The following is a 25,688-nucleotide window of genomic DNA, read 5'->3' as shown; positions in this document are numbered from 1 at the left end:
AGCACGGAGTCCGGGCCGATTTCGAGGAACCTCGTGACGCCGTTCCCGGCCAGCGTGCTCACCGTGTCGGCGAAGCGGACCGCCTCGCGGGCGTGGCCGACCCAGTAGCCCGGGTCGCACAGCCGCTCCGCGTCGGCCACCTCGCCGGTGACGGCGGAAACGAGCGGCACGACGGGCGCGGTGTACGACACTCGCCGGGCGACCCGGTCGAAGTCCTGCAGCATGGCGTCCATATGAGCCGAGTGAAACGCATGGCTGACGCGCAAACGCCTAGTCTTTCGCCCGTCGGCGGTGAATCGGCCCGCGATCGCGGTCACGGCGGCTTCGTCACCGGCGATCACCACCGCCCTCGGGCCGTTCACCGCGGCGATGGAGACACCGGCGGTGAGCACCGGCGTGACCTCGTCCTCGGTCGCCTGGAGCGAAACCATCGCGCCCCCGGCCGGCAGCGCCTGCATCAGCCGGCCGCGCGCCGCGACCAGCGTGCACGCGTCGGCCAGCGAGAACACCCCGGCGACGTGGGCCGCCGCGAGCTCGCCGACCGAGTGCCCGGCGACGAAGTCCGGCTCGAGGCCCCAGGACCGCACCAGGCGGGCCAGCGCCACTTCGACGGCGAACAGCGCGGGCTGCGTGTACCCGGTCTGGTCGAGCAGTTCGGCTTCCTCGGTCGCCGGTGCGGCGAACACGAGGTCGCGCAGCGGCCGGTCCAGGTGGGCTTCCAGGTGCGCCAGGACCGCGTCGAAGGCCTCGGCGAACACCGGGAACCGGCGGTAGAGCGCGGCCCCCATGCCCGGCTGCTGCGAGCCCTGGCCAGAGAACAGGAACGCGAGCTTGCCGCTGCGCCCGGCGCTCCCCCGCAGCGCGATGGACGACGTGTCGCCCTCGGCCAGCGTCGCCAGCCCGCCGAGCAGCTCATCGAGATCACCCGCGACGACGGCGGCGCGGTGCTCGAACGCCGAGCGCGAGGTGGCCAGCGAGAACGCCAGATCGCTGAGCGCGGGCTCCGGCGCGGTCCGCAACCGCGCCAGCAGCCGGCCGGCCTGCTCCCGCAGTGCCGAGCCCGTCTTACCGGAAAGAGTCACGGGCAAGACGCCGGTCTCGCGCACCGGCTCGGCCGCTTCCGCCGCGGGCGCCTGTTCCACGATGACGTGCGAGTTGGTCCCGCTGGCCCCGAACGACGACACCGCCGCCCGGCGCGCCCGGCCCGAATCGGGCCACGGCCGGGTCTCGGTGAGCAGTTCGACGGCACCGCTGCTCCAGTCCACATGGGACGACGGCGCGTCGACGTGCAGGGTCCTGGGCAGCACGCCGTGCCGCATCGCGAGCACCATCTTGATCACGCCCGCGACACCCGAGGCGGCCTGGGTGTGGCCGATGTTCGATTTGACCGAGCCGAGCAGCAACGGCCGTTCCCGGTCCTGCCCGTAGGTCGCGAGCAGCGCCTGGGCTTCGATCGGGTCACCCAGCGCGGTGCCGGTGCCGTGCGCCTCGACGGCGTCGATGTCGGTGGCGGTGAAGCCCGCGTTCGCCAGTGCCTTGCGGATCACCCGCTGCTGCGAGGGCCCGCTCGGGGCGGTGAGGCCGTTCGACGCGCCGTCGGAGTTGATCGCCGAGCCGCGGACCACGGCCAGCACCTCGTGACCGTGGCGCCGCGCGTCGGAGAGCCGTTCGACGACCAGCATGCCGACGCCCTCGGACCAGCCGGTGCCGTCCGCGCGGTCGGAGAAGGCCTTGCAGCGGCCGTCGGCGGAAAGCGCGCCCAGGTCACCGAATTCGACGAAGTTGGCCGGCGTGGACATCACCGTCACCCCGCCCGCGATCGCGACCGAGCACTCGCCCGTCCGCAGCGCCTGGGCGGCCAGGTGCAGCGCCACCAAGGAGGACGAGCACGCCGTGTCGACCGAGACAGTCGGCCCTTCCAGCCCGAAGGTGTAAGCCAGGCGGCCGGACAGGAGGCTCGCGGACTGGGCCGTCTGCCACTGCCCGCTCTCCTCGGCGTTCGGCCGGTAGTCGCCGCTGCCGCCGCCGATGAACACCCCGGCGTCGGTGCCGCGCAGGCCGGCCGGGTCGATCCCGGCCCGCTCCAGCGCTTCCCACGCGCCTTCCAGCACGAGCCGCTGCTGCGGGTCCATCACCAGGGCCTCGCGCGGCGAAATGCCGAAGAAGCCCGGGTCGAAATCCCCGGCGTCGTAAAGGAAACCGCCGCCGCGGGCGGGCGTGCTGCCCGGGCCGTCGCCGGTCAGCTCGGCGAGCGGCCAGTTCCGGTCGACCGGCAGCGCGCCGATCGCGTCGACCTCACCGGACACCAGCCGCCAGAAGTCCTCCGGCGACCGGACACCACCGGGGTAGCGGCAGCTCATGCCGACGATGGCGATCGGATCTTCGTCCACGGAGCGCGGCGCGGGCACCGTGGCCACGGCGCCGGTCCGCTCGTCGAGCAGCTCGGCCCGCAGGTGGTCGGCGAGCGCGGCGGGCGTCGGGTAGTCGAAGGCCAGTGTCGCGGGCAGGGCGAGGCCGGTCGCCGCGGTGAGCTGGCCGCGCAGGTCGACCGCGGTCAGCGAGTCGAACCCGAGATCCTTGAACGCGATGCCGGCCTCGACCGCGTCCGCGCCGGCGTGTCCCAGCACGGCCGCGACCTTCTCGCGGACCAGGCCGAGGACTTCGGCGGTACGGCCGGCTTCGGGCAGGGCACGCAGCTTCTGCCGGAGCAGGGTCGCGGACTCCGCGTCCTCGGCCGGCGCGAGCGCCGCACGCGCTTCGGGCAGCTCGTCCAGCAGGGTGCTCGGCCGGTTCGCGGTGAAGGCGGGGGCGAAGCGGTCCCACGCGACATCGGCGACCACCACGGAAGCGGCGGTGTCGTCGGCGATCGCGTGACCGAGCGCGGCCAGCGCGAGGCCGGACTCCAGGGCGGGGACACCGTTGAGGCGCAGGTGCCCGGTGAGGCTGCCGGAAACCCCGTCGGCCCAAGCGCCCCAAGCGATCGAGAGCGCGGACTCCCCGCGGTCGCGGCGACGGCGGGCGAGCGCGTCCAGGTGCGCCCCGACCGCGGCTTCGGTCCCGCGTCCGGCCGAGCCCCACACCCCGGCGACCGTGGTGAACAGGACAAACGCGTCCAGGGGACGGCCGGCGAGCAGCGCGTCCAGGTTCTCCGCCCCGGCGACGGCCGCGGCGACGTCGGCGGTCAGGTCACCGGTCAGCTCGCCGGGCTCGTCGTCGGCGTGGATCACGGCGGTCAGCGGTCCCTCGACCGCGTCCAGGACCGCGGCGAGCGCGTCACGATCACCGGCGTCGCACTGCACGACGGTCACCGCGGCACCGAGGCCGGCCAGTTCGGCTTCCAGCTCGGGAGCCGAACCGGTGTGCTTCGAGGTGAGCACGAGGCGGTCGGCGCCCTGGGCCGCCAGCCGGCGGGCCACCTGGGCGCCGATGGCCTGCGCGCCACCGACGACCAGCACGGTGCCGTCCGGCGTCCAGGATCCGGCGTGGTCGTCACGAGCCTGGACCAGGCGACGGGCGAAGACCCCGGACGCGCGGACCGCGACCTGGTCCTCCCGGCCGCCCAGCACGGCGGCGAACCGTGGGGCCGCCCGGGAATCGAGCACCTCGGGAAGGTCGACGAGACCGCCCCAGCTGGCCGGTTCCTCTAGCGCGAGCACCCGGCCGAGGCCCCACGCGGCGGTTTGGTCCGGGTGCTCGAGGTGATCGGACCGGCCGACCGACACGGCGCCGCGGGTGACCCACCAGAGCGGGGCTTCGACACCGGCGTCGGACAGGGACCGCAGCAAGTCCGCCGGCCATCCGGGCACGGCGAGGGCGACGACTCCGGTCAGGCCGCCGGAGCCCTCCTGCGCTTCGATCAGCCGCGCGGTGAACCCGCTGACGTCGTCGCCGAGCCCGACCTGCACAACGTCATCGCCGAGGGCCGCGACCGCCGGGTCCAGCCAGTCATCGGTGCGCTCGGGGACGACCACCAGCCAGCGTCCGGAGACCGCCCCGGGCAGGTCGGTGAGCGGCTTCCAGCTCTCCCGGTAACGCCAGCCGTCCACTATGGACCGGTCGGTCCGCTTGCGCCGCCAGCTCGACAGCGCCGGGACCATCGCGGCCACCGAGTCGTCATCGAGTTCGAGGATCGTGGACAGCGACGAGAGGTCTTCCCGCTCGACGGCGGACCAGAATTCGACGTCGGCCGGGTCGGTGGAAACCCCGGCAGCGCGCGGCAGAGGGGTTTCCGGCCAGAACCGCTCGTGCTGGAAGGCGTACGTCGGCAGCGCGATCCGGCGCGCACCCGTCCCGGCGAAGAACTCCTCCCAGGCCACGGGCACACCGCGCACGTGGAGGGCGCCGAGCGCGGCGGAGATCGCAGTCTCCTCGTCGCGGTTCGCCCGCAGCAGGGGCACGGCGACCCGCTCGGTGCCGTCGTCGAGCACCTGCTGGGTCATGGCGGACAGCACGCCGTCCGGCCCCACCTCGACGAACGTCGACACCCCGGCGTCGCGCAGTGCCAGCACGCCGTCGGAGAACCGGACGGTCCCCCGGACGTGACCCACCCAGTACTCCGGCGAGCACAGCTGCTCGGCGGTGGCGAGCGCCCCGGTCACGTTCGACACCAGCGGGATCCGCGGCGCCGCGAACGAAAGCCCCTCGACCACCCGGCGGAAGCCGTCGAGCATCGGGTCCATCAGCGGCGAGTGGAACGCGTGGCTCACCCGCAGCCGCTTGGCCTTGCGGCCGTCGGCCTCGAACCGCCCGGCGATCGCGGTCACCTCGGCCTCGGCTCCGGCGATCACCACCGCGGCGGGCCCGTTCACCGCGGCGATCGCCACCCCGCCGGTCAGCAGCGGGCGGACTTCGGCTTCGGTCGCCTGCACGGAGACCATCGCTCCCCCGGCCGGCAGCGCCTGCATCAGACGGCCACGGGCGACGACCAGCCGCACGGCGTCGGCCAGCGAAAGCACCCCGGCGACGTGCGCGGCGGCGACCTCGCCGATCGAGTGCCCGGCGACGTGATCCGGCTTGACGCCCCAGGATTCCAGCAGCCGGAAGAGCCCGACCTCGATCGCGAACAAGGCGGGCTGGGTGTAGCCGGTTTCGTCGAGCAGTCCGGCGTCGTCACCCCAGACGACCTCACGCAGCGGGCGGTCGAGTTCGACGTCCAGGTGCGCGAAGACCTCGTCCAGCGCCGTGGCGAAGGCCGGGAACCGGGCGTACAGCTCGCGGCCCATCCCGATCCGCTGGGCACCCTGCCCGGAGAACAGGAACGCGGTCTTGCCCGAGGTCACCGTTCCGCGCGCGGACTCGGCCAGCCCGTCCGGGCCCGCGAGCAGCACCGCGCGGTGGGCGAAGGCGCTCCGGCCGGTGGCCAGCGAGTAGCCGACGTCCACAGTGGACGCATCGGCCGTGAAGGCGCCGAGCCGGTCGAGCTGGGCCTCGAGCGCGGCGCGGCTCTTGCCGGACACGAGCCACGGCACAGCAGCCGGAGTGATCGGCACGTCGGCCGTCACCGGCTCGACAGCCGGGGCCTGCTCGATGATGACGTGCGCGTTGGTCCCGCTGACCCCGAACGCCGAGATCCCGGCGCGGCGCGCGTGCCCGGACTCGGGCCAGGCCTCCGGCTCGCGCACCAGCGAGACCGCGCCGGCTGCCCAGTCGACGTGCGAGGTCGGCGCGTCGACGTGCAGGGTCTTCGGCAGCACGCCGTGGCGAATCGCCATGACCATCTTCACGATCCCGGCCACCCCGGCCGCGGCCTGGGTGTGCCCGAGGTTCGACTTGACCGCGCCCAGGCGCAGCGGCTCCTCGCGGTCGCGGCCGTAGGTCATCAGCAGCGCGTGGGCTTCGATCGGGTCGCCGAGGGTGGTGCCGGTGCCGTGGGCCTCCACCGCGTCGACGTCGGCCGTGCCCAGCCCGGCGTCGGCCAGCGCGCCGCGGATGACCCGTTGCTGGGACGGCCCGTTGGGCGCGGTGAGGCCGTTGGACGCACCGTCGGAGTTGATCGCGGTGCCGCGCACCACGCCCCAGACCTCGTGCCCGTTGGCGACGGCGTCGGAAAGCCGTTCCAGCACCAGGATCCCGACGCCCTCGGACCACGACGTGCCGTCCGCGGCGTCGGCGAAGGGCTTGCAGCGGCCGTCGGGCGCGAGGCCGCTCTGGGCGCTGAACTCGACGAACGAGTCCGGAGTGGACATCACCGAGACGCCGCCGGCCAGCGCCAGCGAGGCGTCCCCGTCACGCAGGGCCCGGGTGGCCCAGTGCAGCGCGACCAGCGCCGACGAGCACGCGGTGTCGACGGTGACCGCGGGGCCTTCGAGCCCCAGGGTGTAGGAAAGGCGCCCGGACATCACGCTGGCGGTGTTGCCTGTGGCGATGTGGCCCTGGACGTCCGCGGCGGCTTCCCGCAGCATGCCGGTGTAGTCCTGGCCGTTGGTGCCGACGAACACGCCGGTGTCGCTGCCGCGCAGGCCGGCCGGGTCGATCCCGGCCCGCTCCAGCGCTTCCCAGCTCGTCTCGAGCAGCAGGCGCTGCTGCGGGTCCATCGCGAGCGCTTCACGCGGCGAGATCCCGAAGAACGCGGCGTCGAAGTCCGCGACCCCGGTGAGGAAGCCGCCTTCGCGGGTGTCGGACGCGCCGGCAGCGAGCGCTTCGAGGTCCCAGCCGCGGTCCGCGGGGAACGACGAGATGCCGTCTCGGCCGTCGGCGAGCATCTGCCAGAGGTCTTCCGGCGACGACACTCCGCCGGGGAAACGGCAGCTGATGCCGACGATCACGATCGGGTCGTCCGCCACCGCGCGGCGGGCCGCGGCCGGGACGGCCGGCTCGGCGATCGAGCCGAGCAGCTCCGAGAGCAGGAACTCCGCCAGCCCGGCCGCGTTCGGGTAGTCGTAGATCATCGACGCGGCGAACTTCAGGCCGGTGGCCGCGGACAGGGCGTTGCGCAGTTCGATCGTGGTCAGCGAGTCGAAGCCGAGGTCCTTGAACGCCCGGTCGGCCTCGACCGTGGCGGCGTCGGAATGGCCGAGCACCAAGGCGATCTGGCTGCGCACGAGGTCGAGCACCGCCGCGCCGCGCTCCGCCTCGGGCAGCTGGCCGAGACGGTGGCGCAGCCCTGATTCGAACGGGTCCGGTGCCACCGCCTCGAGCCGCTTGACCTCCGGCAGATCCGACAGGGACGGGTTCGCCCGGAGCGTGGTGAAGGCCTCGGCGAACCGGTCCCATTCGATGTTCAGCACGGCCACGGCCGGGTCGCCCAGCTCGATCGCGTGCCGCATCGACGAGATCGCGAGTTCCGGCGTCAGCAGGCCGAAGCCACCGCGCTGCAGACGACTGCCGAGCGAGGCTCCGTCGGCCATGCCGCCGTCGGCCCACGGTCCCCAGGCGATGGAGGTCGCCGGGAGCCCGGCCGCGCGGCGCTGTTCGGCGAGCGTGTCCAGGGTCGCGTTCGCCGCCGCGTAATTGCCCTGCCCGGGCGCGCCGAGCGTGCCCGCGGTCGAGGAGAAGAGCACGAACGCGGAGAGGTCGGCGTCGCGGGTCAGCTCGTCCAGTGCCTGTGCCGAAACCACCTTCGACCGCCAGACCGCAGCGAACTTCTCCGGTGTCAGCGCGTCGACGACGGTGTCCTCCACGACCCCGGCGGTGTGGAAGACCGCGCTGATCGGGAACCGGCCGAAGACCTCGGCCAGGGTGTCCCGATCCGCGGCGTCGCCGGCCACGATGGTGACGACGGCGCCGAGGCCGGTGAGTTCGGCGTCCAGTTCGGTGGCACCGGGAGCGTCCGGCCCGCGGCGGCTGAGCAGGACGACGTGCTCGGCCCCGCCCCCGGCGAGCCAGCGGGCGACGTGCCCGCCGAGCGCACCGGTCCCGCCGGTCACGAGCACGGTGCCCGACGGCGTGTAAGTGCCGGTTTCCCGACCACCCGACGGCCGGTGGGCCAGCCGCCGCGCGAACACTCCGGAAGCCCGGACGGCCACCTGGTCCTCGGCACCGGCCACCACCGACGCGAGCCGCCGCGCGGTCGGGTCGTCGAGTTCGGCCGGCAGGTCGACGAGACCGCCCCAGCGGTCCGGGTGTTCGAGCGCGACCACCCGGCCGAAGCCCCACACACCCGCTTGGACGGAGTCGGCGACCTGCTCGGACAACCCGATGGCCACCGCGGCGCGGGTGACGCACCACAGCGGCGCGACGATCCCGGCGTCGCCGAGCGCCTGCACCAGGGTGGCGGTGCGCGTCAGCCCGGCGGGCACCGTTACGGGCCCGCTTGCCGTCTCACTGTCCAGTGCCATCAGGGAAAGCACCCCGGCGAACCCGGTGCCGAGCGGCCGCAGCTGTTCGGTCAGCGCGGCACGATCGTGCGCGGTCACCTCGAACCGGACAGTCTCGACGCCCAGCCCGCCGGCCACGGTGTCAGTCCAGGCATCGGCGCCCGGAGTGGTCACGACCAGCCAGGTGCCGGTGGCCTTCGCGCGTTCCGCGGTGGCGGGCAGCGGCTTCCACCCGGCCCGGTAACGCCACTCGTCCACTGTGGACTGATCTCGCCGGCGGCGGCGCCAGGACGACAGCGCGGGCACCATCGCGGTGATCGTCCGGTCGTCGAGGTCGAGTGTCGAGGCCAGCGAACCGAGGTCTTCGCGTTCGACGGCGGCCCAGAACTCCGCGTCGACCGGATCGGTGTCCGCGGCGACCACGCGCTCGCCGGGCTCGGGCCAGAACCGCTCGTGCTGGAACGGGTAGGTCGGCAGGTCGATCCGGCGAGCGCCGGAACCGGCGAAGAACGCGGCCCAGTCCACCGTGACGCCGTGGACGTGGAGCCGGGACAGCGCCGTGGTGATCGCCGTGACCTCAGGGCGGTCGCGGCGCAGCGACGGCACGATCTCGGGCCCCTCGCCGAGAACCTGCTGCGCCATACCGGAAAGAACACCGTCGGGACCGAGTTCGGCGAACGTGGTCACGCCCTCGGCGGCCAGCGCGGCGACACCGTCGGCGAACCGCACGGTGCCGCGGACGTGCCCGGCCCAGTACTGCGGGTCGCACAGCTGGTCGGCGGTCGCCAGAGCACCGGTCACAGTGGACACCAGCGGGATCTCCGGCGCCTGGTAGGCGATCCCGGCGGTGACGGCCGCGAACTCGTCCAGCATCGCGTCCATCCGCGGTGAGTGGAACGCGTGGCTCACGGTGAGCCGCTTGGTCTTGCGGCCGTCCGCCTCGAACCGCGCGGCGATGGCCAGTGCGTCCTCCTCGTCACCCGAGACGACCAGCGAAGCCGGGCCGTTGATCGCGGCGATCGACACGCGCTCGGTCAGGTGCGGGGTGACCTCGTCCTCGCTCGCCTCCACCGAAACCATCGCCCCGCCCTCGGGCAGCGCCTGCATCAGGCGGCCGCGGGCAGCCACCAGCGCGCAGGCGTCTTCCAGCGAGAAGACACCGGCGGCGTGCGCGGCGGCGATCTCCCCGATCGAGTGCCCGGCGAGGTAGTCCGGCCGCACGCCCCAGGACTCGGCCAGGCGGAACAGCGCGACTTCCAGCGCGAACAGCGCCGGCTGGGTGTACGCGGTGGTGTTCAGCAGCTCGGCTTCGGGCGTTCCGGCCTCGGCGAAGACGATGTCCCGCAAGGGGCGGTCCAGTTCGACGTCGAAGCAGGCCAGCGCGGCGTCGAAGGCCTCGGCGAAGACCTCGAACCGCTCGTGCAGCTCCCGGCCCATGCCCGGACGCTGGCTGCCCTGCCCGGTGAAGAGGAACGCGAGGCGGCCGCGGGCCGGGGTGCCCTCGACCAAACCGGTGGCCGGCGTCCGGTCGCGCAGCGCGGTCAGGCCACGGATCAGGTCGTCGCCATCGAGGGCGACCACGGCGGCGCGGCGTTCGAACCCGGACCGCGAGGTGGCCAGCGAGAACGCGAGATCGGCCGGGTGCACCTCGGGCCGGTTCTCCAGCAGCGAAAGCACCCGGGCCGCCTGGTCACGCAGCGCCTGGTCACTCCGCCCGGACAGCAGGACCGGCACGACGCCGTCGGCCGGTTCTTGAGCCGGGGCCTCGAGTGCAGGCGCCTGCTCCAGCAGCGTGTGGACGTTGGTGCCGCTCAACCCGAACGACGAAACCCCGGCGCGGCGCGGACGGCCGCTGTCGGGCCACTCGATCTGCTCGGTGAGCAGCCGGATGGCGCCCGAGGACCAGTCCACATGCGACGAAGGCTCGTCGATGTGCAGGGTTTTCGGGACCACTCCGTGCCGCATCGCCAGCACTGCCTTGATCACGCTCGCGACGCCGGAGGCCATCTGCGTGTGCCCGATGTTGGACTTCACCGAACCCAGCAGCAACGGCCGCGCCCGGTCCCGCCCGTAGGTCGCGAGGATCGCCTGCGCCTCGATCGGGTCGCCGAGCGCCGTGCCCGTGCCGTGGCCTTCGAGGACGTCGATGTCCGAAGCGGACAGTCCGGAATTGGCCAGCGCCTGGCGGATCACGCGCTGCTGCGAAGGGCCGTTCGGCGCGGTCAGGCCGTTGGACGCGCCGTCGGAGTTCACCGCAGAGCCGCGGACCACGGCCAAAACCTGGTGTCCGTTGCGCACCGCGTCGGACAGCCGCTCCACGAGCACGAGACCGACGCCTTCGGCCAGGCTCATCCCGTCGGCCGCCTCGGCGTAGGCCTTGCATCGGCCGTCCGGAGCCATCGCGCGCTGGCGGCTGAAACCGATGAACGCGCTGGGAGTGGACATCACGCTGACCCCGCCGGCCAGCGCGAGCGAGCTTTCGCCGCTGCGCACGGACTGGCAGGCGAGGTGCAGGGCCACCAGCGAGGACGAGCAAGCGGTGTCCAGCGTGACCGCCGGGCCTTCCAGCCCGAACAGGTACGAGATCCGGCCGGACAGGATGCTCGAGAGCGTGCCGGTGATCATGTGGCCTTCGGAGCTCTCCGCAGCGCTTTCGCCCAGGGAGTTGTAGTCCTGGTAGCTGGCGCCGACGAAGGTGCCGGTCCGGCTTCCGCGCAGGGCGGCGGGGTCGATGCCGGCGCGTTCGAAGGCCTCCCACGCGGTTTCCAGCAGGAGCCGCTGCTGCGGGTCCATCGCCAGCGCTTCCCGGGGCGAGACGCCGAAGAACCCGGGATCGAAGTCGGCGACGTCGTCGAGGAAACCGCCCTGCGTCGAGTAGGTCTTGCCCGAGCTGTCCGGGTCGGCGTCGAACAGGCCGTCGCCGTCCCAGCCGCGGTCGGCGGGGAAGCCGGAGATGACGTCCGCGCCGCGGGTGACCAGCTCCCACAGGTCCTCCGGGGAGCTGACCCCGCCCGGGTAACGGCAGCTCATCCCGATGATGGCGATCGGATCGCCGGAATCGGCACCGGACGCCGCCGGCGCGATCGTGGTGACCTCGGCGCCGGCGATTTCCGAGCGCAGGAAGGCGGCCAGCACGAGCGGGCTCGGGTAGTCGAACACCATGGTGCTGGGCAGGGTCAGCCCGGTGGCGGTGGCCAGCCGGTTGCGCAGGTCCACGGCAGTGAGTGAGTCGAAGCCGACGTCACGGAAGGCCCGCTGCTCCGACAGCGCGTCGGCCGAGTCGTGCCCCAGCACCGTCGCCGCTTCGCCGCGCACGAGGTCGAGGAGCAGGCGGTCCTGTTCGGCGGCGGGCAGCGACCGCAGCCGCGCGGCGAACTCGCCTTCCCCGGCCGCGCCCTGGCTTTCCTCGGCCGCTTCGGTGAGCCGGCGGACCTCGGGCACCTCGGCGAACAGCTCCGTGGGCCGGACCGAGGTGTAGACGGGGTGGTAGCGCGCCCAGTCGACGTCGGCGACCGCGACGGCCGTGTCGCCGGAGTCGAGCGCGCGCCGGAGCCCGGCCAGTGCCAGCGCGGGCTCCATGAACACGAGGCCGCTGCGCCGGATCTGCTCGGGGTCGACCCGGCCGAGTTCGCGGTCGTCGGCCCAGATGCCCCACGAGACCGAGGTCGCGGCTAGTCCGCGCGCCCGCCGGTTTTCCGCCAGCGCGGCCAGGTAGGCGTTGCCCGCCACGTAGGCGGCGTGCAGCCCGCTCCCCCACAGCCCCGCGGTCGAGGAGTAGAGCACGAAGGCGTCGAGTTCCTCGTCGTCCAGCAGCTCGTCGAGGTGCTGCGCGCCCAGGACTTTGGCCCGGATGACCCGCGCGAACGACTCGATGTCGGTGCCGTCGATCGAGCTGAGCTCGATGATCGCGGCGGTGTGCACGACCGTGCGCACGGTCCGGCCCGCGGACTTCAGGTCGCCCAGCAGCCGCGCGACCGAGTCCCGGTCGGCGACGTCGCAGGCGATCATTTCCGCGTCGGCGCCCAGTTCGACCAGCTCGGCCAGGAGCTCGGGCGCGCCGGGCGCCTCGATCCCGCGCCGGCTGGTGAGCACGATGTGCTCGGCGCCCTGCGCGGCGAGCCACCGCGCCAGGTGCTTGGCGAGCGTCCCGGTGCCGCCGGTGACCAGCGTGGTGCCGCGCGGGGTCCAGGCGCGATCCGGCTCACCGGCCGGGGCCGGGACCACGCGCCGGGCGAGCACACCGGACGAGCGGATCGCGACCTGGTCCTCGCCAGTGGTCCCGGCCAGCACGCTCACGAGACGCTGGCCGCCGCGCGCGTCAAGGGATTCGGGCAGATCGACGACGCCGCCCCAGCGGTGCGGGGCCTCCAGCGCTGCCGTCCAGCCGAGGCCGGCCACCTGCGCCTGCACCGGGTTGGGCACCTGGTCCGAACGGCCGGTGGAAACCGCGCCGCGGGTGAGGCTCCACAAAGGAGCGTCGATCCCGGCGTCGCCGAGTGCCTGGACGAGCGAGACGCTCAACCCGAGGCCGAGGGCGAGTTCGGGGTGGAGTTCACTCGGCTGCTCCGCGAAGGCCAGCAGGGAGACGACTCCGGAAACGCCCTCGAACGCGTTCAGCTGCCCGGCGAGAACCCCACGGTCCATGGCGGTCTCGTCCAGCACGAGCCGTTCCGCTTGCGCGCCATGGCTTTCCAGCACTGCGACGAGTTCAGCGTCTTCGGTGTCTCGAGTGGACACCACCAGCCAGGTCCCGGACAGCGCGGCCGGGGCCACACCCTTGAGCGGCTTCCAGGTGGCCCGGTAGCGCCACGAGTCCACCGTGGACTTGTCTTGCCGCTGCCGCCGCCACGAAGAAAGCGCGGGCAGCACTGTGGCCAGTGAAGCACCGTCGACGTCGAGGCTCGCGCTGAGCGACTCGAAGTCCTGCTCCTCGACGGCGGTCCAGAACTCGGCGTCGTCCGCCGCCAGGCCGGCTTCCGGCTCGATCGGGACGGCGTAGAAGCTCTCCCGCTGGAAAGCGTAGGTCGGCAGCTCGACGCGGCGTGCGCCGTCGAACAGATCCGGCCAGCGGACGCGCACCCCGCGCACGAAGACCTCGGCGAGCGAAGTCAGGAACCGGCCCGCGGTGTCCTGGTCGCGCCGCAGTGAACCGGCGGCCACGGCCTTGACCCCGGCCGCGTCCGCGACGTCCTGCACCGGGGTGGTCAGCACCGGGTGCGGGCTGGACTCGATGAACACGCGGTGGCCCTGCGCCACCAGTTCGGCGATCGCGGGCCCGAACTCGACCCGCTGACGCAGGTTGCGGTACCAGTAACCCGCGTCCATCACGGTGGTGTCGAGCCAGTCACCGGTCACTGTCGAGAAGAACGGGACCTCCGAAGCCTGCGGACGGACCTCCGACAGGACCGAGGAAAGCTCTTCTTCGAGCAGTTCCACCTGCGCGGAGTGCGACGCGTAGTCCACCGCGATCCGGCGCACGCGGATCTCTTCTGCGGTCAGCTCGTCGAACAGGGCGTCGAGCAGCCCGGGCTCACCGGACACGACGACCGAGTTCGGCCCGTTGACCGCCGCGACCGAGATTCCCGCGCCACGGCCGGAAAGCCGCGCCTCGACGTCGCCGACCGGCAGCGCGATCGACATCATGCCGCCGAGGCCGGCCAGCGTGCGGCCGATCGCCTGGCTGCGCAGCGCGACCACCCGGGCGCCGTCGGACAGCGACAGCGCGCCCGCCACCACCGCGGCGGCGATCTCACCTTGGGAGTGGCCCACCACGGCGTCGGGCTCGACCCCGCGCGAGCGCCACAGCGCCGCCAGCGAAACCATCATCGCCCAGGTGGCCGGCTGGACCACGTCGACGCGGTCGAGGGTCGGCGCGCCTTCGGCCTGGCGCAAGACATCGATCAGGGACCAGTCGACGAACGGCGACAGCGCGGCCGCGCATTCGGCGATCCGCTCGGCGAACACCGGCGACTCCGTCAGGAGGCGGGCGCCCATGCCGGCCCACTGCGAGCCCTGGCCGGGGAATACGAAGACCGTGCGGCCGTCGACGTCCGAGGTCCCGCTGACCACCCCGGCCGCGGAGCCGTCGCGGCGGTCCAGGGCGTCCAAACCGGACAGAGCGTCGACGTGGTCGCTGCCGAGGACCACCGCGCGGTGTTCGAAGAGCGTCCGCGAAGTGACGAGCGAATACCCCAGGTCCCGAAGATCCGGCTCGGCGTCCACAACGGACTTCAGCGCCCTCGCCTGTCCGCGTAGCGCGGCCGGGGATTTGCCGGAAAGAACCAACGGGACGATGCCGGCCGGCCCCTCGAGCACCGGGGCGGGAGCGTCTTCCGGGACGTGTTCGAGGATCGTGTGCGCGTTGGTGCCGCTGATGCCGAACGACGACACGGCGGCGCGGCGCGGGCGGCCGGTTTCGGGCCAGCCCACCGCGTCGTTGAGCAACGAGATCGTGCCCGGCGACCAGTCGATGTGCGGCGAAGGGGTTTCGGAGTTCAGCGTGCTCGGCAGCGTCCCGTGCCGCATCGCCATGACCATCTTGATCACGCTCGCGACCCCGGCCGCCGACTGCGTGTGCCCGATGTTGGTCTTGATCGAGCCGAGCAGCAGCGGGCTTTCCGGGTCGCGGTCGCGGCCGTACGTCGCCTGGAGCGCCTGCGCCTCGATCGGGTCGCCCAGCGCGGTGCCGGTGCCGTGGCCGTCGACGGCGTCGATCTCCGTTGTGGACAGACCCGCGTCGGCCAGCGCCTGCCGGATGACACGCTGCTGGGACGGCCCGTTGGGCGCGGTCATCCCGTTGGACGCGCCGTCCTGGTTGATCGCCGAGCCCCGCACCACGGCGAGCACCGGATGCCCGTGGCGGCGCGCGTCGGAGAGGCGTTCCACCAGCACCAGCCCGACGCCCTCGGCGAGGATCATGCCGTCGGCGCCGTCACCGAAAGCCTTGGTGCGGCCGTCGGAGGCGAGCGCGCGCTGACGGCTGAAGGCGACAAACGGCCCGGGGTTGGCCATGATGTGCGCGCCACCGGCCAGCGCGAGCGAGCTCTCGCCGCGGCGCAGCGACTGGCAGGCCAGATGCAGCGCCACCAGCGAAGACGAGCACGCGGTGTCGACGGTGACCGCTGGGCCTTCCAGCCCGAACAGGTAGGCCACCCGGCCGGACAGCACGCTCGGGCTGGTGCCGGTGACCATCATGCCCTCGGACCCGCCGAGGTCCGCGCCGGCGCCGTAATCCTGGTAACTGGCGCCGATGAACGTGCCGGTGCGGCTGCCGTGGACCGTCTCGGGATCGATCCCCGCCCGTTCGAAGACCTCCCACGCGGTCTCCAGCAGGAGCCGCTGCTGCGGGTCCATCGCCAGTGCCTCACGCGGCGAGATGCCGAAGAACCCGGGGTCGAATTCGGCGGCGTCGTGCAGGAATCCGCCCTGGGTGGTGTACGTGCGGCCGGGGCGGTCCGGGTCCGGGTCGTAGAGCCCTTCGCCGTCCCAGCCCCGGTCCGCGGGGAAGTCGGTGACGGCGTCGGCGCCCCGGGAGACGAGGTCCCACAACTGCTCGGGCGACCGGACGCCGCCGGGGAAGCGGCAGCTCATGCCGACGATGGCGATCGGGTCGTCGTCGGCCGGGGCTGCGGTGACCGCCGGGACCAGTGCGTCGCCGGCACCGAGTGCTTCGTCGCCCAGGAACGCGGCCAGCGCGGCCGGGTTCGGGTAGTCGAAGGCCAGCGTGGCCGGCAGCGCCAGGCCGGTGGCCTTGGCCAGCCGCTTGCGCAGCTCCACCGCCGTCATCGAGTCGAACCCGGCGTCGCGGAACGACTGTCGCTCCGTGACGGCTTCGGCGGAAGCGTGCCCGAGCACCACGGCCGCTTCGGTGCGGACGAGGTCGAGCAGCACCCGGCGTTGTTCGGGCTCCGCCATCGCGCGCAGGCGGACGGCGAAATCCGAGCCGGCGGCGTCGGGCTCGGCGGCGAGGGTGGCTCGGGCCTCGGGCAGATCTCCGAGCAGCGGGCTGGGCCGCAGCGACGTGAAGATCGGGTAGTACCGCTCCCAGTCCACGTCGGCGACCGTGACGGTGACGTCCTGCTGGGCCACGGCCCGCCGGAGTTCGGCCATCGCGGTTTCGGGGCGCAGGAACGAAAGTCCCCGCCGGGCGAGGTCGTCGGAAACGGCCTCTTCGGTGGCCATCCCGGCCTCGGCCCACGGTCCCCAGGCGATCGACGTCGCGGCCAGGCCCCGGGTACGGCGCTGCCCGGCCAGTGCGTCCAGGTAGGCGTTCCCCGCGGCGTAAGCGCTCTGGCCGCCGCTGCCCCACACCCCGGCGATCGAGGAGAACAGCACGAAGAAGCCGAGTTCGGTCTCGCCGAGCAAGTCGTCGAGGTTGATCGCGCCGGACACCTTCGCCGACATGATCCCGGCGAACGTCTCGGCGTCGGTCTCGTGCAGCGGCGACGACTGCCCGGTCCCCGCCGTGTGGATCACACCGGTGAGCGGGTGCTCGGCCGGGACCCGCTCCAGCACGGCCGCCAGCGCCGCGCGGTCGGCGACGTCGCAGGACACGATCTCGACGCGCGCGCCCAGCGCTTCCAGCTCGGCCCGCAGTTCGCCCGCGCCGGGCGCGTCCTCGCCGCGGCGGCTGACCAGGATCAGGTTTTCCGCGCCGCTGCCGGCGAGCCAGCGCGCGCACTCGGCGCCCAGCGCACCGGTCCCGCCGGTCACCAGGACGCTGCCGGTCGCGGTGAACTCGCCGGGCAGCTCGTCCACGGGGTAGCGCGCGAGCCGGCGGCCGGACGCGCCGGCGGACCGGACGGCCACCTGGTCCTCCCCGTCCAGCCCGGCGAGCACGCTCACCAAGGTCCGGGCCGCGGCCTCGTCCAGGCTCGCGGGCAGGTCGACCAGACCGCCCCACTGGTGCGGGTACTCCAGCGCCGCGACCCGGCCGAGCCCCCACACCGCGGCCTGGTACAGGCTCGTCACGGGGTCCCAGTGCCCGGTCGAGACGGCGCCCCGGGTCAGCGTCCACAATGGAGCTTCGAGACCGGCGGCACCGATCGCCCGGATGAGCGCGAGGGTCGAGGACAGACCGCGGGACAGCACCGGCAGGGCCTCGTCCGCCTGCTCGTCCGAGGAGAGCAGGGAGACGATCCCGGTCACGCCCTCGGCTGCCTCGGCGAGATCCGCGCCCGGCTCGTCGACGCTGAAGTGACGGACCTCGGCCCCGTGCGTGGTGAGCGCGGCAGTGACCTCCTCGGCGTCAACCGCCTCGGTGGTGACCACAAGCCAGGTGCCGCTGAGCGCCGGGGTGACGGGCAGGCGGAGCGGCTTCCATTCGAGCCGGTACCGCCACGAGTCCAGCACGGAGCGCTCACGCCGTCCCTGCCGCCAGGAGGTCAACGCGGGCAGTACCGAGCCGAGCGAGGAAAGCTGGTCCTCGCGCAGGCCCAGCAGGGCGGCGAGGTGATCGGCGTCGCCTTGCTCCACCGCGGCCCACAACCGCTCGTCGGCCGGGTCGGCGGTGGGCGCGGCGGCGATTTCGGGCCAGAAGAACTCGTGCTGGAAGGCGTAGGTCGGCAGGCCGGTCCGGCGCGCGCCGGTGCCGGCGAAGAACGCGGGCCAGCCGACCGAGACGCCGCGGACGTGCAGGTGCGCCAGCGCCTCGGTCAGCGCGAGTTCCTCCGGCCGGTCCCCGCGCCGGGCCGGCACGGCTTCGGCCCCCTGATCGTCCTGGGCCAGGACGTCCGCGGCCATGGCCGACAGCACCCCGTCGGGGCCGAGTTCGAAAAAGGTGGTCAGGCCCGAGTCCCGCAGCGCGGTCACGCCGTCGGCGAACCGGACCGTGCCGCGCACGTGCTCGGCCCAGTACTCCGGGGCACAAACCTGCTCGGCCGCGGCGAACCCGCCGGTCAGGTTGGACACCAGCGGGATCACCGGCTCCGCGTAGGACAGTCCCTGCGCGACCGCGCGGAACTCGTCGAGCATCGCGTCCATGTGGGACGAGTGGAACGCGTGGCTGACCCGCAGGCGCTTGGTCTTGCGTCCCAGCCCGGCGAAGTGGGCGGCGAGCGCGGTCACCGCGTCCTCGTCGCCGGCGATGACCACCGACGCGGGCCCGTTGACCGCTGCCAGCGACACGCCACCGGTCAGCAGCGGACTGACCTCGTCCTCCGTGGCCTGCAAGGACACCATGGCGCCGACGCCTGCCGGAAGGGCCTGCATGAGCTTCGCCCGCGCCGCGACCAGGGCGCAGGCGTCGGCCAGTGAAAGCACTCCGGCGACGTGGGCCGCGGCCAGCTCGCCGATCGAGTGACCCGCGACGGCGGCGGGTTTGACCCCCCACGATTCCAGCAGCCGGAAGAGCGCGACCTCGAACGCGAACAGCGCGGGCTGGGTCCAGCCCGTCTGATCCAGCAGCTCGGCTTCGGCCGTGCCCTCCTCGGCGAAGAGGATCTCGCGCAGGGGCCGGTCGAGCGAACCGTCGAGCAGGGTGGTGACCTCGTCGAGGGCCGAGGCGAACACCGGGAACCGTCCGGCCAGGTGGCGCCCCATGCCGGGACGCTGGCTGCCCTGGCCCGCGAAGAGCATCGCGGGCTTGGTCCCGCCGCCGGTCTCACCTTCGACGAGTCCGCTCGCCGAAGCATCCGAGGCCAGCGCGCCCAGCGCGGTCAGCAGCTCCGCGCGGTCCACGCCGACGACCGCCGCCCGCCGGTCGAACGCCGACCGGGTGGTGGCCAGCGACAGCGCGACGTCGGCCGTGCTCAGCTCCGGACGGGATTCCACAAAGGACTTGAGGGTCGCGGCCTGGGCGCGCAGCGCGTCCCGGGTCCTGCCGGACACCAGCCACGGCACGATCAGCTCACGCCGCGGCTGATCCGTCGGCGGGTTCGTCGGCTGTACCGGGGCCGAGGCCGGTGCCTGCTCGATGATCGTGTGGGCGTTGGTCCCGCTGATCCCGAAGGACGAGATCCCCGCCCGCCGGGGCTGTCCGGTGGCCGGCCACCCGGCCTCCTCGGACAGCAGCTCGACGGCTCCGGCCGTCCAGTCCACTTCGGACGAGGGCGCGGCGGCGTGGAGCGTCCGCGGCAGCACGCCGTGGCGCATCGCCAGCACCATCTTGATCACCCCGGCCACCCCGGCCGCGGCCTGGGTGTGGCCGAGGTTGGACTTCACCGAGCCCAGCAGCAGCGGCCGGTCCTCGTCCCGGTCCCGGCCGTAGGTGGCCAGCAGCGCCTGTGCCTCGATCGGATCGCCGAGCCTGGTGCCGGTGCCGTGCGCCTCCACCACGTCGATATCCGAAGTGGACAGTCCGGCGCTCGCCAGCGCCTGGCGGATGACTCGCTGCTGCGAGGGGCCGTTCGGCGCGGTCAGGCCGTTGGACGCGCCGTCGGAGTTCACGGCGGACCCGCGCACGACCGCCAGTACCTCGTGACCGTTGCGGCGAGCGTCGGAAAGTCGTTCGAGGACGAGGATGCCGACGCCCTCGGACCAGCCGACGCCGTCCGCGCCGTCCGAAAAGGACTTGCAGCGGCCGTCGGGGGAAAGCCCGCGCTGACGGGCGAACTCGATCAGCGAAGCCGGAGTGGACATGACCGTCGCCCCGCCCGCGAGGGCCAGCGAGCACTCCCCCGCGCGCAATGCCTGCATCGCCCAGTGCATCGCGACGAGCGACGAAGAGCACGCCGTGTCGATGGTGACGGCCGGGCCCTCCAGCCCGAGGGTGTAGGAAACCCGGCCCGAAGCCACACTCGGCGACGTCCCGCTCCCGGCGAAGCCCTCGAAGTCACCGCCGGCCAGGATCGCGCCGTAGTCGTTGTACATCACCCCGGCGAACACGCCGGTCCGGCTGCCGCGCAACGACACGGGGTCGATCCCGGCGCGCTCGATGGCCTCCCAGGAAGCCTCGAGCAGCAGCCGTTGCTGCGAGTCCGTCGCCATCGCTTCACGCGGGCTCATGCCGAAGAAGCCCGGATCGAACTCGCCGGCGTCGTGCAGGAAACCGCCGGCGCGCGTGTACGTCGTGCCCAGGTGGTCGGGGTCCGGATCGTAGAGTGAGCCCAGGTCCCAGCCGCGGTTCACCGGGAAGCCCGAGATGGCGTCCGTGCCTTCGCGGACGAGCCGCCACAGGTCTTCCGGCGAGGCCACGCCGCCGGGGTACCGGCAGCTCATGCCGACGATCACGATCGGGTCGTCGGCCACCGCGCGGGTGACGGCGGCCGGGGCGTCGGCCGCGGCTTCCGACTCCGTCAGCTCGGCGAGCACGTGCGCGGCCAGCGCGCTCGAGGTCGGGTAGTCGAAGATCACCGTCGCCGAGGTGCGAAGCCCGGTGGCGCGGCTGAGCCGGTTGCGCAGTTCGATGGCCGTCAGGGAGTCGAAGCCGAGGTCGGTGAACGCCCGGGCGGGTTCGATGGCCTCGGCCCCGGTGTGCCCGAGGGTCGCGGCGACCTCGGTGCGCACCAGGTCCAGCACCGTGTCGGCGCGGTCGGCCGGGGTGAGCCGGGCCAGCCGCTGCACCAGCGCGGACGCCGTGCCGCTGCCCGCGATCACCGAGCGCCGGCCGGAGGTCTTGATCAGCCCGCGCAGCAAGGGCGGGACGTCGCCGAGCCCGCGCAGCGCCGCCAGGTCGAGCCGGACCGGCAGCACCGCCGCTTCCGGCACCGAGAGCGCGGCGTCGAACAGCGCGACCCCCTGCTCCACGCTGACCGGCGGTGTCCCCGCCCGCGCGAGGCGCTCCAGATCGGCATCGGTCAGCGTGGTGGTCATGCCGCCGGACTGCGCCCACGGACCCCACGCCAGCGAGGTTCCCGGCCGGCCTGCACGGCGGCGGTGCGCGGCGAGTGCGTCCAGGAAGGCGTTCGCGGCCGCGTAATTCGCCTGCCCGGCCGCGCCGAAGGTCCCGGCGACCGAAGAGAAGACCACAAACGCGGTCAACGGGAGCTCACGCGTCAGCTCGTGCAGATTCCAGGCGGCGTCGACCTTCGGTGTCAGGACGGCGTCGAGCCGCTCGGGCGTCAGGGCGGAGATGACCCCGTCGTCGAGCACCCCGGCCGTGTGGACCACCGCGGCCAGCGGGTGCGCGGCCGGAATCGACTCCAGCGCCGCGGCCAGCGCGGCCCGGTCGGCGACATCGCAGGCGGCGATCGTGAGTTCGGCACCCTGCTCGGCAAGTTCTGCGACCAGGTCGGCGGCACCTTCGGCCGCGGCACCCCGCCGGCTCAGCACCAGCAGGCGCCGCACTCCGTGCGTGGCGACGAGGTGGCGCGCGAAGACGCCACCCAGCCCGGTGACGCCGCCGGTGATCAGGACCGTCCCGTCCGCACTCCAGGGCGATTCGGCCGGGGCCGCCGGGGAAACGCGAGCCAGCCGCGCCTGCAGCACAACGCCGTCGCGGATCATCAGCTGCGGTTCGGCCACGCCCAGCGCGGCGACAAGCCCGGCGGCCGCAGTGGCCTCCGGGTCGAGATCAAGCAAGGTGAAGCGATCGGGGTGCTCGTTCTGGGCCGCCCGGAGAAGACCCCAGACTGTCGCCGCGCACAGGTCGCCGCCGCGCGTCACGAAGACCAGCCGGGACGCCTCGAACCGCTCCTCGGCCAGCCAAGCCTGGACCACGCCCAGCGCCTCGGCGGCCAGACGGTGCGCCTCGGCGGGGATCTCGGTTCCGGCCCCGCTCAACGGCACCAGGACGATCTCCGGAACAGTGCTGCCGGACCACGTCGAACCGAGCTGCGTCTCGACGGCCAGGCCCGATTCACGAACGGCGTCGGCCAGTCCGAAGACGTCCTCGCCGAGCAAGCCGACGGACGCCGTCGTCGCCCGGGTGGCCCGGACCTTCTTCCAGCCGAGGGTGAACAGCGAATCGCGCTCGATCGAAGAAGACGGCGCGTGCCCGTCCATCGCGCGCAGCACGAGGGTGTCGATCGAGGCGACGGGTTCGCCCGCGGTGTCCGCCACCGCGACGGAGATGCTGTCGCCGGCCAGCCTGGTGATCTTGATCCGCGCGGCCGTGGCGCCGGTCGCGCGGAGCGAGACGCCCTCCCACGCGAACGGGAGGCCACCGTCGAGGTCGGCGAAAGCCGAGGCGTGCAAGGCGGAATCGAGCAGCGCCGGGTGGATGCCGAACGCCTCGGCGTCCGTGCCTTCGGGCAGCGCCAGCTCGGCGAAGACCTCGTCCCCGCGCCGCCAGGCGGCGGTGAGACCACGGAACGCCGGACCGTACTCGAAACCACCCTCGGCGAGCCGGTCGTAGTGGCCGTCGAGGTCGATCGCCTCGGCGTCGGCCGGCGGCCAGACAGTGAAGTCCGCATCGGACGATTCCGCGGGGTCCTCGATCGACAGCACCCCGGCCGCGTGCTGGACCCACGGAAGCTCGGCGTCGGCGTCATCGGGCCGTGAGTAGAGCGAAAGCGAACGGCTCCCGGACTCGTCGGGCGCGCCGACCCAGACCTGGACCTGGACCCCGCCGTGCTCCGGCAGCACCAGCGGAGCGGCCAGGGTCAGCTCCTCGACCCGGTCGCAGCCGACCTCGTCGCCGGCCCGGATCGCCAGCTCCAGGAAGGCCGTGCCCGGCAGGAGGACCGCACCGCCGACAACGTGATCGGCGAGCCACGGGTGCGACTGCCGGGAAAGCCGGCCGGTCAGCAGGAACCCGTCGGAGTCCGCCAGCGCGACGGCCGCGGTGAGCAGCGGGTGGTGGGCCGCGCCCAGCCCCGCCGCCCGCAGGTCACCGGCCTCGGCGCCCATGGTCTTCGGCCAGAACCGGCGGTGCTGGAAGGCATAGGTCGGCAGGTCCACCCGGCGCGTGCCGGTGCCGGCGAAGAAGGCGTCCCACCGGACGCGGACCCCGTGCACATGCAGGCTGCCCGCCGCGGACGCGATCGCCGCGCCCTCCGGCCGGCCGGCCCGCAACGCCGGGAAGGCGGCGGCGTCCTCCTGCGAGGCCTGGACCATCGCGGACAGCACGCCGGCCGGGCCGAGTTCGAGCCACACTCCGGCACCGTGCTCGCCCAGCCAGCCGACGCCGTCGGCGAACCGGACGGTGTGGCGGACCTGATCGGCCCAGTAGCCCGCGGACCGCGCCTGCTCGGCCGTCATCGGCTCGCCGGTCACCGTGGACACGATCGGGATCAGCGGCGCCTGCGCCGAAAGCCCCGCCACCACGGCGCGGAACTCGCCGAGCATCGGTTCGAGCTGGGGCGAGTGGAAGGCGTGCGAGACCTCGAGTTTCCGGGTTTTGCGCTCCAGCGCCGTGAAGTGGGCCGCGATCTCGTCCACGGCCTCGCGGTCACCCGACACGACCACCGAAGCGGGCCCGTTGACGGCGGCGATCGAGACCAGGTCTTCCCGGCCCTGCACCAGCGGCGCCACCTCGGCTTCCGAGGCCTGCAGCGAGACCATCGAGCCGGTGCCCGGCAGGGCCTGCATCAGCCGCCCGCGCGCGGCCACCAGCGTCGCCGCGTCTTCGAGGCTGAAGACACCGGAGACGTGGGCCGCGGCCAGCTCGCCGATCGAGTGCCCGATGAGGAAGTCCGGCTTGACGCCCCAGCTCTCCATCAGCCGGAACAGGGCGACCTCGACGGCGAACAACGCGGGCTGGGCGTAGTCGGTCCGCTCCAGCGTTTCCGGCTGCTCGCCCCACATCACGTCCTTCAGCGGACGGTCGAGGTGGACGTCGAGGGCCGCGGCGACCGTGTCCAGCGCGGCGGCGAACTCCGGGAAACGGGCGTGCAGCTCCCGGCCCATCCCCAGCCGTTGCGAACCCTGGCCGGTGAACAAGAACGCCAGTTTCGTCCTGCCCTGGACGGTTCCCTGGACCAGGCCCGGCGCGGAAGCACCCCCGGCCAACGCCGTCAGCCCGGCGACAGCCGCCTCACGATCGGCCGCGCTCAGCACCGCGCGGTGTTCGAAACTCGACCTCGACGTCGCCAGGGAGAAAGCCAGGTCGCCGAGGTCGAGGTCCGGCTGTTCGTCCACGAAGGACAGCAGGGCCGCGGCCTGCGCGCGCAGTGCCTCGGCGGTCTTGCCCGAAACCGGCATCGGCACGACACCGGGATCGACGCGACCGGCGTCCCCAGTGGGCTCGGCGGCCTCGACGCGCGGTGCCTGCTCGATGATGGTGTGCGCGTTGGTGCCGCTGATGCCGAACGAAGAGATGCCGGCCCGGCGGGGCGCACCGGTCTCCGGCCAGCCGACCGGTTCGGTCACCAGCTCGACCGCGCCCGCCGTCCAGTCCACATGCGACGACGGGGTGCCGACGTTCAGCGTGCGGGGAACCACGCCGTGCCGCATCGCCATGACCATCTTGATCACCCCGGCGACCCCGGCGGCCGCCTGGGTGTGGCTGAGGTTCGACTTCACCGAGCCCAGCAGCAACGGCGCCGCGTCGCGCTCCCGCCCGTAGGTCGCCAGCAGGGCCTGCGCCTCCACCGGGTCGCCCAGGGTGGTGCCGGTCCCGTGCGCGTCCACGACGTCGACCTCGGCCGCGGAGAGCCGGGCGTTGGCCAGGGCCTGCTGGATGACCCGCTGCTGCGACGGGCCGTTCGGCGCGGTCAGCCCGTTCGACGCGCCGTCCTGGTTGACCGCGGAGCCGCGGATGACCGCCAGCACCTCGTGCCCGTTGCGCTGGGCGTCGGAAAGCCGTTCCAGGACAAGGACTCCGGCCCCTTCCGACCAGCCGGTGCCGTCGGCGTCGTCGGAGAACGAGCGGCAGTGCCCGTCGACCGCGAGGCCGCCCTGGCGGTTCATCTCGACGAAGGTGGCCGGGCTGGACATCACGGTGACGCCACCGGCCAGCGCCAGCGAACATTCACCGGCCCGCAGCGATTGGGCGGCGAAGTGCATCGCGACGAGCGAGGAGGAACACGCGGTGTCCACCGTCACCGCGGGACCGACGAGGCCGAAGGTGTAGGACAGGCGCCCGGACATCACGCTGGTCGTGCTGCCGGTCAGCTGGAAGCCCTCGACGCCCTCACCCGGGCCGACCCGGTAGTCCTGCGCCATCGCCCCGACGAAGACCCCGGTCCGGGTGCCCCGCACCAGGGCCGGATCGAGCCCGGCCCGTTCGAAGGCCTCCCAAGCGGTTTCGAGCAGTACCCGCTGCTGAGGGTCCATCGCGAGGGCTTCACGCGGTGAGATCCCGAAGAAGTCGGCGTCGAATTCGGTGGCACCACGCAGAAAGCCGCCCGCGTCGGGCGCGGACGAGCCGAGGCCGTCCTGCTCCAGGTCCCACCCGCGGTCGGCCGGGAAGCCCGAAATGCCGTCTTCACCGGCGAGGACCATCCGCCACAGGTCCTCCGGGCCGGCGACGTTCCCCGGGAAGCGGCAGCCCATGCCGACGATGGCGATCGGCTCGGTCGCGGCTTCCTCGAGTTCGTCCACCCGCCGGCGGGCGCGCTGCAGATCGGCGCTGGCCCGCTTGAGGTAGTCCCTGAGCTTCTGTTCGTTGTCCAT

Annotated in this window: 1 protein-coding gene (only partly in view); it reads right to left on the bottom strand. The window is 73.2% G+C overall.

Annotated features, from left to right (window positions below):
• A protein-coding gene (locus tag BMY97_RS04890; protein ID WP_091613167.1) for a type I polyketide synthase crosses the window boundary here: on the bottom strand, positions 1-25,688 show its 5' portion. Its footprint begins 2,218 nt before the window's first position; the window shows 25,688 of its 27,906 coding nt (coding positions 1-25,688); the start codon lies at positions 25,686-25,688; the stop codon falls past the left edge of the window.

The organism is Amycolatopsis saalfeldensis, assembly GCF_900110575.1.
Classification (GTDB): domain Bacteria; phylum Actinomycetota; class Actinomycetes; order Mycobacteriales; family Pseudonocardiaceae; genus Amycolatopsis; species Amycolatopsis saalfeldensis.
Note: the sequence above shows the minus strand (reverse complement) of the source record. Positions and strands in the feature narration are given on the sequence as shown.